Origin of the sequence: Microcoleus sp. MON1_C1 (assembly GCF_036701945.1) — a bacterium.
Taxonomy (GTDB): domain Bacteria; phylum Cyanobacteriota; class Cyanobacteriia; order Cyanobacteriales; family Microcoleaceae; genus Microcoleus.
The window spans coordinates 1-11,000 of sequence record NZ_JAUBRO010000079.1; the positions used below are offsets into that span (position 1 = coordinate 1).

General features: G+C 46.3%; 10 protein-coding genes and 1 pseudogene. 5 read left to right on the forward strand and 6 right to left on the reverse strand.

Annotated elements, in window-relative coordinates:
• Positions 1–126 (forward strand): annotated as a pseudogene (locus QUA62_RS27250) (photosystem II q(b) protein); the annotation flags it as partial.
• A gap of 436 nt (positions 127–562) precedes the next feature.
• Positions 563–1,333 (forward strand): GerMN domain-containing protein, encoded by a 771-nt coding sequence (locus QUA62_RS27255; RefSeq protein ID WP_333407972.1) that lies wholly within the window; start codon positions 563–565, stop codon positions 1,331–1,333.
• Positions 1,334–1,441: 108 nt separating this feature from the next.
• Here QUA62_RS27255 and QUA62_RS27260 read toward each other — a convergent pair whose 3' ends face one another.
• The 3 genes from QUA62_RS27260 to efp all read right to left on the reverse strand — a co-directional run bounded on the left by QUA62_RS27260 (position 1,442) and on the right by efp (position 3,179).
• Entirely contained in the window at positions 1,442–1,834 is a 393-nt protein-coding gene (locus tag QUA62_RS27260; RefSeq protein WP_006631662.1) for an ArsR/SmtB family transcription factor, read from the reverse strand.
• A 30-nt stretch (positions 1,835–1,864) separates the two neighbouring features.
• Positions 1,865–2,422 carry an acetyl-CoA carboxylase biotin carboxyl carrier protein gene (accB, locus tag QUA62_RS27265; protein WP_333064832.1) on the reverse strand — a complete coding sequence of 186 codons (558 nt, stop codon included), beginning with the start codon at positions 2,420–2,422 and terminating at the stop codon, positions 1,865–1,867.
• 199 nt (positions 2,423–2,621) lie between these two features.
• Positions 2,622–3,179 carry an elongation factor P gene (gene efp, locus QUA62_RS27270; protein ID WP_190659475.1) on the reverse strand — a complete coding sequence of 186 codons (558 nt, stop codon included), beginning with the start codon at positions 3,177–3,179 and terminating at the stop codon, positions 2,622–2,624.
• Positions 3,180–3,458: 279 nt separating this feature from the next.
• Between efp and QUA62_RS27275 the strand changes: the two genes are divergently transcribed.
• The 3 genes from QUA62_RS27275 to thiL all read left to right on the forward strand — a co-directional run bounded on the left by QUA62_RS27275 (position 3,459) and on the right by thiL (position 6,434).
• Complete coding sequence (locus QUA62_RS27275; RefSeq protein ID WP_333217054.1) at positions 3,459–4,583, forward strand: peptidylprolyl isomerase; 1,125 nt, start codon at positions 3,459–3,461, stop codon at positions 4,581–4,583.
• 238 nt (positions 4,584–4,821) lie between these two features.
• A complete protein-coding gene (locus tag QUA62_RS27280; protein WP_333407973.1) occupies positions 4,822–5,136 on the forward strand; it encodes a hypothetical protein in 315 nt (104 codons plus the stop codon).
• Positions 5,137–5,168: 32 nt separating this feature from the next.
• Complete coding sequence (gene thiL / locus QUA62_RS27285) at positions 5,169–6,434, forward strand: thiamine-phosphate kinase (RefSeq protein ID WP_333407974.1); 1,266 nt, start codon at positions 5,169–5,171, stop codon at positions 6,432–6,434.
• A 116-nt stretch (positions 6,435–6,550) separates the two neighbouring features.
• Here thiL and QUA62_RS27290 read toward each other — a convergent pair whose 3' ends face one another.
• From QUA62_RS27290 to QUA62_RS27300, 3 genes are all read right to left on the reverse strand, one after another.
• A complete protein-coding gene (locus tag QUA62_RS27290; protein ID WP_333407975.1) occupies positions 6,551–8,020 on the reverse strand; it encodes a hypothetical protein in 1,470 nt (489 codons plus the stop codon).
• Complete coding sequence (locus tag QUA62_RS27295; RefSeq protein WP_333407976.1) at positions 8,007–8,339, reverse strand: hypothetical protein; 333 nt, start codon at positions 8,337–8,339, stop codon at positions 8,007–8,009. Before QUA62_RS27295 ends, QUA62_RS27290 begins: the two co-directional genes overlap by 14 nt.
• A 171-nt stretch (positions 8,340–8,510) precedes the next feature.
• The coding region (locus QUA62_RS27300) for a CHAT domain-containing tetratricopeptide repeat protein (protein WP_333407977.1) at positions 8,511–11,000 on the reverse strand (2,490 nt) is incomplete at its 5' end.

Below are 11,000 nucleotides of genomic sequence, written 5' to 3' on the forward strand. Positions count from 1 at the left end.
GTCATCAACCGCGCTAACTTGGGTATGGAAGTAATGCACGAGCGCAATGCTCACAACTTCCCGCTCGACTTGGCTGCTGGTGAAACTACTCCCGTAGCTTTGGTTGCTCCTTCTATCAACGGCTAAGTTTTAGCTTTTGATTGACAAAAAGCGCTCCTAGAAATAGGGGCGCTTTTTGTTTGGGGAAAATTTTTTTAGAGACCTGCTTCTATCCCTTAAATCCCTTAAATCCGTTACCCCCTTACCTCCCTTACATCCATTCGTTGCTTTCCTTCTTCCTTTTTACTTGTTTTTTCTTCCTTTATTCTTTAATTTTTTATGATTACTATAGAACATAGCCACTAGGCCGATCGAGATACTGTGACATACTCCACCGGCGAAATCTTATATGATGGTCTAGGATTCCAATAGTCGGATTCAGGATATGTTGGGCTTGCTATAAAGTGTTCGCTAGCAGCAATGCAATTGTGTCAATTCCAGAATCTAACCATAGACAAATGTAGCTGATCGGGAGTCGCTCCTCACCGTCCCAAGCGCTCTATCTGTAAGGAGAATTTGTATTATGAAAGATGGACAAGAAGTACGCCGCGTCTCCACAGCCGTCATTGCCGGTGTTTGCGGGTTGGCTTTACTGGCGGGAGGGGGCATTGCCTGGTGGACCGCAAACCGTTCGCCAACCCCCGCAGGTACGCAGTCTTCTGCTCAAACTACCGCTCCGCCGCTGTCCCCAAGCCCTGCGGAATCTCCTGCTGTAGTTATCCCCGTACCCCCTCCAAATCCTGTACAAGTGCCACAGGTTCAGACGCCACAGGTTCAGACGCCGCAGGTTCAGACACCTCAAGCTCAGACGCCGCAGGCTCTAGTCCCAAAGTCGCCGCAGCCCAAGCCTTTGCCGCAGACGGATGTCCAGACAGTGCAAGTCTACTGGGTTAAAGATGCCAGCGGTAAATTTGAGGGAGTTCCTACGAAAGTAGCTGTCAAACAAGCTGACCAGCCTGATGCAGCTTTACAAGCTGCTTTTAACAGTTTGTTGGCCGGGCCGAAGGATGGAACTGTTTCTAGCGAAATTCCTAAGGGGACAAAACTCAGGGGTTTGAGTGTTAAGAATGACGGAGTTTATGTCGATTTGTCAGCCGAATTTACTTCGGGGGGAGGGAGCAATTCGATGACTGGCCGGTTAGGGCAAGTTATCTATACCGCTACGAGTTTAAAACCGAATACCAAGGTTTGGATTTCGGTGGAAGGGAAGCCTTTAGAACTTTTAGGCGGCGAAGGTTTGGAGGTGGCTCAGCCGAGTACCCGCCAAAGTTTTGACAAAAATTTTCCCCTTTAGTAATTATGAGTCATTAGTTACAAGCCATTAGTCATCGGTCTGAAGGCCGATCGTAGGAATTGATAACTGATGACTCATGACTGAGGACTGAGAACTGGCAACTAATTTTCAGTGCTTCGTAGTTAGGCTAAATGCCCGAAAGTGTAGGGCTTGCTGTTCGATCCTGCTGGCAAGCCGATCGCACACCATATTACACAGCTCAAAAATTAACTCGTCCTGCACCTTATAATAAGCTGAAGTTCCTTCACTCCGGCGAGTGAGGATACCAGCTTGGAGCATGAGTTTTAGGTGCTTAGAAACATTGGCTTGACTCGTTTGAGTAGCTTCCACCAATTCTTGCACGCATTTTTCGCCGTCGCGAAGCAAGTTCAAAATTCGTAAACGCATGGGTTCGCTCAAAATGCTGAAATACTCAGCAACTTGTTGCACAACCTCTTGCGGGACAGGCTGGGATGACTTCATCAAACTCACCGGAGAGAAGTGATCGGGAAATATTAGCATTTATTCTGTCCATAACAATAAAGTAATCCTTCAATCCGGATTAATTCGCATCAACACTTGACCGTATTCGACAGGTTCGCCATTTTGAACTAAAATTTCCATCACTTGACCGGAGACTTCATCCGCATCGATCTCGTTCATCAGCTTCATCGCTTCGATAATACAGACTGTCTGATTGACCTTGATGCGATCGCCCACATTGACAAAAGGTGGCTCGTCAGGAGCTGCAGCGCGATAAAAGGTTCCTACCATCGGCGAGATAATTGGCACCCATTTCGTATCGACAGAAGCAGGTACGGCAGCAGGTACGGCGACAGGGGCGACGGGTACAGGGGCAGCCAGATCCGCTGCTAAATTTTGGTCAACCGCAGCAGGTGACGCTAATGTGGGGCTAGCAACAGCGGCCAACGCGCTCGGAGCGACAGTCGCCACGGCAGCAGGGAGCGCAGCAGAGGTGCCTGCTGAACTTGCCAGAATGCCTTTGCGTACTGTCAGTTCAATATCCCCACTTTTTAAGGTCAGTTCCGAAATGCCAGTTTTGTCTAATACAGTTAGCAGGTCACAAAGCTGGTTTAAGTCTAGTTGCACAGCAGATTCAAGGGTAATTGAGAATTGAAAATGGAAAATTGAAAATTGAAAATTCAGAATCAGGCGAAGCTAGGAGCATCAACGACTTTGGAGGCAAAAGGGAGAGTTTTTAAGCTGTGAGCGATGAGTATTGAATTTGGACTTCTTTAACTCATAACTCAAAACTCAAAACTAAAAACTCCCTTTTCCTCCCTCGTTTCTACTCTCGGCCGAGGTACTTGTCTTCACGAGTATCAATCCGAATCCGTTCTCCAATGGAAATAAATAGAGGCACCATAATCTGAGCGCCAGTGGAGAGGATGGCGGGTTTGCTGCCACCAGTGGCAGTATCTCCTTTGACTCCGGGATCGGTTTGTATCACTTCCAAGACAACAGAGTTGGGCAGTTCCACTTCCATGATTTGGTCGTTCCAGCGCAGGATGCTGACTTCCATACCTTCAGTGAGGTACTTGACACGATCGCCTATTTGCTTAGCACTGAGCCGACTTTCCTCGTAAGTTTCCATATCCATAAAGACGAGCTCGTCGCCCTCTTTATAGGTATGTTGCATCACGCTCTTTTCCAGGTTAGCTTGAGGCATTGTCTCGCCCGCCCGGAAGGTTTGTTCTACTACGTTTCCGGTTTGGACGTTTTTTAATTTTGTCCGCACGAAAGCCGAGCCTTTTCCTGGCTTGACGTGGAGGAATTCGATAACCCGCCACACGCCGTTATTCCATTCAATTGAAACACCTGGTCGAAAGTCGTTACTGGAGATCATATAAATTTTTGCGGGCAATCCCGTCGCCTTGCGGGCACGGGGGAACTACAGTCAGGTTAAAGCCGCAGTCTAGCTGACGGCATCAAAAAGCAATTGGCATTTTATTTTACCGTTCAAAGGGAGCAAGTGCTGTACGGAAATGTTAATGGCAGGGGGCAAGGGGCTGTTGTTAGTGGGTAACTGCCTCCCGGGCCGAAGGAACAGACACTTTAGATGGGTAGCAGCTTAGAGGGCGGGCAGCGCTGTGGGAAGATAATAGAGGCAATAAAAGTTAAAGTTATGTTGCATTGGCCTAATTTCTCGATCGATACGTGCAAGCGCTGGGTCAAAACCGTCGCTTTAGCGCTCTTGCTGTTCACTCTCTCCCTGAGTTTCAGTGCAGTCTCCCATGCCAAACGGCCCAGCAGCAGTATGCCTGCAGGGAATGCGATTACGGACGGGCGGGCGCTGCTGCGCTTCGCTTTACCTATTGACAATCAGACTGTGCGAGAGTTGCAAATCAGTCTCGAAGACATTGGCAACCACATACGGTCTAAACGTTGGGGGCCGATTAGCAGTGATGTCAGCAAGGCTTCCAGGATTCTCAACCTTCGGGAATCTGACCTTTTAGAGAGTATTCCCGACACCAAAAAGCCGGAAGCTGAAACTCTAGTGGCAGCAGTCAAGAACGGAATTGCTCAACTGGAAAAGGCTGTTGAGGCTAAAGACAAGGAAAAAGTGATTGACTTGAAAGCCACAATCCTCGGTTCGGTAGGCGAAATCGAAGAGTTGATGGTGACAAAGTTTCCTTTTGAAGTGCCGGCCAAGTATGCTAATCTGCCTCAACTGAAAGGGCGCGCTACTGTGGCTGTACAAACTGAAAAAGGGGAAATTACTGTTGTGGTTGACGGCTACAGCGCCCCGGTTACGGCTGGTAATTTTGTGGATTTGGTCGATCGAGGTTTTTATGACGGTTTGCCGTTTATTCGATCGGAAGAATCCTACGTTTTGCAAACCGGAGACCCCGAAGGCAAGGAAGAGGGTTTTATTGACCCAGCTACTGGCAAATACCGGAATGTGCCGCTAGAAGTGCTCGTCAGGGACGAAAAAGAACCTATTTACGGGATTACTCTAGAAGATGCGGGGCGTTATCGCGACGAACCTGTTTTGCCTTTTTCTGCTTTCGGTACTGTGGCCATGGCCCGTACAGAAACTGACCCTGATAGCGCTTCTTCTCAGTTTTTCTTTTTCTTGTTTGAGCCTGAACTCACGCCCGCCGGTCTGAATTTGTTGGACGGGCGATATGCTGTTTTTGGTTACATGATTGAAGGAAAAGAAGTTTTGGAGCAACTGAAGCAGGGAGACAAGATTGTATCTGCTAAGGTAGTTAAAGGAATCGAAAATTTGGTGCGACCTCAAGTTTAATTAATGACGGCGATTGAAATCGCTGCTTGTCAAAAGTGACGGCGATTGAAATCGCTTTTACACAAACAAAGCCCGCCTGCGCGGGCTGAAAAAATCAATAGTGACTGCGATTGAAATCGTTTCTGGATGGTGAAGGAGATTGAAATCGCTTCTGCACAGATAAATCCCGCATTAGCGGGCTGGAAGAAGAGATAATTTTTATAGTTTCGTTATTGAAATTAGGAATTAAATCGAGAATATGGCTATTTTACAATTTTTATTGGTAATAGGTTTGGGCGGATTCACAGGATTGTTAATTGTAAAAAATGTGAATGAAAGCAAGCAAAAGCAGCGTTTGGATGAGGCTTTTTATGAGTTGTTGGAAACTCAAAACAGTCAAATTTCGTTGATTCAACTGGCGGCTAATGCTAGAGTTGAGGCAGAAGTTGCCCAGCAGTATTTAACTCGGCAAGTTAAGATTTTTTCGGCGGTTTTAGAGGTAGATGATGAAGGGGATACTTTTTATAGGTTTCCTAAGTTGCGCTTGCCGCCGAGTTCGGGTAAGGAATGGTGAATTGAGAAAGTGCGATCGACTAATTCAAATTTATGCAAGTTAAAGATATCGGTGAACAAGGCCTTTTAAGAATATTGCAAAAATTCTGCCCCGCAGAGATAGTTGGTGATGATTGCGCTGTCATGCCTACAACTCCCAACCAATCTCTCGCTATCACTACAGATATGTTGGTGGATGGAGTGCATTTTAGCGATCGCACTACGGGGCCTTATTACGCAGGATGGCGCGCCGCAGCAGCGAATTTGTCGGATCTCGCGGCTATGGGAGCAAAGCCTCTGGCGGTGACTGTAGCCCTCGCTGTGGCGGCGGATACGGCTGTGGAGTGGGTGGAAGAGTTTTATCGGGGGATGACGGCTTGCTTGCAAGAATATCATACGCCGATCGTCGGTGGCGATGTTGTGCGATCGCCCGTGGTGACTGTTGCGATTACTGCTTTCGGACAAGTTGAGTGCGATCGTACCATTAGTCGGTCAAATGCGCGATCGAATTGGGCGATTGTGGCTACCGGCGTTCACGGAGCCTCCCGCGCAGGATTAGAATTGCTGTTAAATCCAGAATTCGGGCAAAATCTTACAGAAGTCGATCGGGCTTCTTTAATTCTCGCCCACCAGCGCCCTAAACCGAGACTCGATGTTTTGCCGGTTGTTTGGGAAATATTAGGTTCCGAAGGCGCGATGGAACCCCCCCTCAGTCCCCCCCTTGGTAAGGGGGGGAAGCAAGATTTCAATTCTCCAGGTGCGATGGAACCCCCCCTCAGTCCCCCCCTTGGTAAGGGGGGGAAGCAAGATTTTAATTCTCCAGGTGCGATGGAACCCCCCCTCAGTCCCCCTCTTAGCAAGGGGGGGAAGCAAGATTTCAATTCTCCCCCCCTTAGCAAGGGGGGGCCGGGGGGGGTCAATTCTCCCCCCCTTAGCAAGGGGGGGTCGGGGGGGGTTAAATCCCCAATTGCAATCGCCGGAATGGACAGCAGCGACGGTTTAGCTGATGCGATTATTCAAATTTGTCGGGCTAGCGGTGTGGGCGCAAAAGTCGATCGCCCAAAAATACCAATTCCCGATATTTTCAGCGAAATCGTATCAACCGAAAAAGCTTTAGATTGGGCCTTATACGGCGGAGAAGACTTCGAGTTAGTGCTGTTTTTGCCGATGGCAAATGCTCAGTTATTAGTGGAAAAAATAGGAAATGGAGCCGCGATTGTGGGAATCACTACGGATAGCACCGATATCTGGCTAACTGATAGCAGTGGTATTTATCCTGATGCTATATTAAAGCTCGATCGAGGATTTCAACACTTCTAAATTCTTTCTTATCTCTTAGTCGGCCCCCGGCGGACATCGTTTGTATAGACGCGGTTTCAACCGCCGAGTCTCTCTTCCGCTTCCTGTAAAATATGATTAACGGTAATGGTTGAGTTTTATTCTTGTTCAGTGGGCGATCGCACTTCGGCTGCTTCCTGTAACATATCATTAACTGGTGGACTTTGGGAATCGGGCAATCTCCGAGGTTCAGACTTACGCCGAAACCATCTGTACTGATTGATTTTCCACGCACCATTAATCCAGCCCACCAATCCAGAAACCACGATTACCGCCAAGAGACTCCACAACAGACTAGCTACAGCCGGATGAATGCGATCGCCATTTTGAGGTATTCTGAACACTATGTCTCTCTCTACATAATTCGCAACCGCAGACACCACAATGCCTCCAGCCCCTAATCCAGTTCCGAGTATTTGAATGGTTCTTTCTAGGGAGCGATCAATTTCTGCTTGTTCAATATCTACAATCCCCGCCACCAAATCCACCGCAATCTTAATCAAATCAGTGCCATGTTTGAAATAGCCTAAATCACCCTGAATTTGTCTTTGCAAATACGGAGAATTTTTATCAATAAAAAACTTAAATGTTGTTAAATCTTCGGTTGAGGCTTGCCATTTATCACAGATTTGAGCCAGTTTTTCCTGATAATTGTAATCATGAATATTAATCGTATTATTAAAATTTTCCAGATCTCCTAATAGTATTTGATAATCCAAACTTTCTCGAAGTAACTGTTTGTGTGTGATTTTCAGAGAGGTTAAAAACTCATCTGTATTAACCTTTTCCTGGGAAGCAACATCATTGTTCGATTCAAACTCAGGGATTTTTGTTTTTAAGCTAGCGATTATACCCTTAATTTCTCCATATAGTCCCTTGAGTAAATCAGAAATTTTGCGGCTATCCAGAAAAGCTGTAGTGATTTTATGGCGATAATAAAACAATTCAAATAAAGGTTGAAGAATTTGCCCTAATTTGTCCTCCATCTCATCGTCAACCAGATAAACAAAGACTTGTACTTGACTTTTGAGCGAACTGTACTCAAAAATTGGAGAACCCAGTAACTCAGTATCGCGGTAAAAAGGTGGATGCACAGATGCTTCGGGGAACAGATTCTTTAAACATTCATCCGCAATTTGGCGGAGGTATTTTTTATTAGTGCGAGGTTGATAGGTTGGTAATTTGTAGGTAATAAAAATAGTGTGTCCCAGCCAATCTTCATAACTATCAGCAAGCATGAGATTATTAACATTAAAATCTTTTAATGCTGCGACATCTATATCTTTATTTTCATCCGTTTCTGGGCTGCCAATTCTTGCTAAAATGCCTTCGCTATCATCCAGACGGCAAAACTTGAAGGAACCATCAATTTTATTTGAATGCGAGAATTTCTTGGCTTTAGTGAGGGGATAACCGAGGTTGGCTTGGGAAAAGATTAGCTCTTTTTCGTGGCTGAAATGTTGCCAGATATTATTAGCCCAAGTCCAGATAGAGTTGACTTCGGTTTTGCTTTCGCGGCTGAGTTGGTAGCTGTAGATGTAGATTTGGGGATGGTCAATTTTTAGCATTTGCTTTGTCAATGCGTTTTTTGAAGCTTGCTACTAGTGGTTTGATATCGGGATATGTATTGATGAGTGTTTCATAACCGGGGGTGACTTCTGCTTCGGCATCATCGAGATTTTTTCTCACATCGCCAATCCTATCTCTCACCTCTGTAAAATTTCGATAAAGTTTGTTAATCGCTTCTTTGACAACTTTATCATCCGCATCAGACTCCGCTAAAGGTAAAACAGTCTTGAGTAATTCTTCAATAAATGGCGGAGTAAGAATCTCCGGGGCTGTGGTAATGGCGTTATAAATTTCCCACAAAATCACGCTTTTCATCATAAATTTTACTGGCGAATGAATGTTACTAGAATTTGAAGGCTATAGTCTCTATTTGTACATTTTAATTATAGGTCGATCGCGCGCCGTGTAAAGAAACCGGGTTTTTATCGAATTTGAACATTTTAGCACAGTATTGTGGTGAAAAACCCGGTTTCTGGCTAGCCCTGGGTATCACAATCCGATCGCACAAAACGCTGCCCAATGATAAACATCGCTGTAGGGTTTTTCATCATCATTGTAACGTCCTAGCAGTTCTTCAGTATATTCTTTCCGCTCGTCATCAAAACTATCGGATTCCTTTACCCATGATACCAAATCTGGGGTTTTGGCCGACTTAAACCAGCGCTGGGTATCGTGGAGGGCTTTACCGATGCTAACTCCAGGTTGTAGCAATTCATAGAATTTTACCATTATCAAGGCGGTGGAGAGGTCGTTGACAGCCCAAAGACTGGCTAGGGTTGCCATTGCTCCGGCGTGGAGAAATCCTGTCGGCAATCCAATATAATCGGAGCGATTCTTGGTGTCAATGAGGGCGGTTTCGCAGGCGGAAAGCACGACTAGGCGGCAATGTTTGAATTGCAATAGCAAGATGTCTGCTAATGTTAGACAATTGTTAATATCGGCGGTTTTGCCTTCGCGCCATTCCACGTAGCAATCTGATTCATTCTCCTCGGTGCCCGCCCTCGACGGGGAATCTCCGGAGATGATACCCCCAGACAAAATCAAAAACGATTTTAGCGGATCGTCGGGATTGAAGGAGCCGTGACAGGAAAAGTGCGCGCAGTGGGCGTTTTCTAACCGATCTAGATACTTTTCTAGGAGATTTCTTTTACTCGCTTCATTGCCGGGGAGAATTTGACTTATCGCGAATTTGGGGGCGATGCTGGTAACTTCTAAATCGGTGTACTTCAGATCCGAGGTGGGATTTTGCAGGGCGAGGAGTTGGTCAAAATTTGGGTGGATGGTAATCTGTTGCAGGAGTTGGCAACTGGGGGCGTATTGAATCCCTTCGAGGTATCTATCTAATAAGAATTCGCCGTCACTTAGGGGTAGGGCGTGGAGGGGGAACAGGTGCAGCAACCAGTGGGGAATTAGGATTAAGCGCGTACTTGATGGCGGCAGAATTGTGGCGATTTGGAGGATGTCTGCGAGGCGCTGGAGATAGGTAGATAGTTGCTTTTGCCAGTCGGTTTTGCTTTGTTTGTAGGCTTCCCGGTATTCAGCAACTAAATCGGTTAATTCATCGGATTGACGATTGCGATGCACTGTCAGCACGTCGGGGTAAGTGACGACAAAGGTGATGATTTCTGCGTCGGTGATGTACCACTCAATGAGGGCGGTGTTTGGGGTGAGGAGTTGGGTAATTTCGCTGAAGGTTATGGGTGCTAGGGTTTTGGGGATTTCCTGTTTTTGGGCGATTACTTCTGCAAGGTTGCGGGCTTTGTTGGCTTCGGCATATTCTAGTGCTTCTTGGTTGCTTTGGCGATCGAGGCATATTTGCACCATACCTTGGTAGAGTTTATCCCAGTGCAAATCGTGTTTTTGTTTGGTTTCATTCCCCGATTCCAACTTCCGCAGTTTGGCGGCTCCGGTTATGGCATTTTTAAAGGTATCGTAGGCACTTTGGAGAGTTGCTGCTTTTTGGTTTGTGTCTTCTGGTTTTTCTTGGTTGATGTTGTCTAGTTTTGCCAGATAAGCCCAGCCCAGGTTATTTAAGGTTTTTACATTATCGATCGGGAAATCCTCAAGGGTATAGACAGTTAAAGCTGCCTGATAAAACTCGATCGCCCGTTCCAGATTTTCGGCCCGCGAACCGTTTATCCTGTTACTGTAGGCAATAGCTAGGTTATTTTGAGTCGTTGCCCATTTTTCAGGGAAATTCTCAAGGGTATAGACAGTTAAAGCAGCCTCAAAAAACTCGATCGCCTGTTCCAGATTTTCGGCCCGCGAACCGTTTATCCTGTTACTGTAGGCAATAGCTAGGTTATTTTGAGTCATTGCCCAATCTTCACGGAAATCCTCAAGGGTACGAACAGTTAAAGCAGCCTCAAAAAACTCGATCGCCCGTTCCAGATTTTCGGCCCGCGAACCGTTTATCCTGTTACTGTAGGCAATAGCTAGGTTATTTTGAGTCCCTGCCCATTTTTCAGGGAAATCCTCAAGGGTATAGACAGTTAAAGCAGCCTCAAAAAACTCGATCGCCCGTTCCAGATTTTCAGCCCGCGAACCGTTTATCCTGTCACTGTAGGCAATAGCTAGGTTATTTTGAGTCATTGCCCATTTTTCAGGGAAAGCCTCAAGGGTACGAACAGTTAAAGCTGCCTCAAAAAACTCGATCGCCCGTTCCAGATTTTCGGCCCGCGAACCGTTTATCCTGTCACTGTAGGCAGCAGCTAGGTTATTTTGAGTCATTGCCCGATCTTCACGGAAATCCTTAAGGGTATAGACAGTTAAAGCAGCCTCATAAAACTCGATCGCCCGTTCCAGATTTTCGGCCCGCGAACCGTTTATCCTGGAATAGTAGGCAGCAGCTAGGTTATTTTGAGTTATTGCCCATTTTTCAGGGAAATCCTCAAGGGTACGAACAGTTAAAGCAGCCTCATAAAACTCGATCGCCCGTTCCAGATTTTCGGCCCGCGAACCGTTTATCCTGGAATAGTA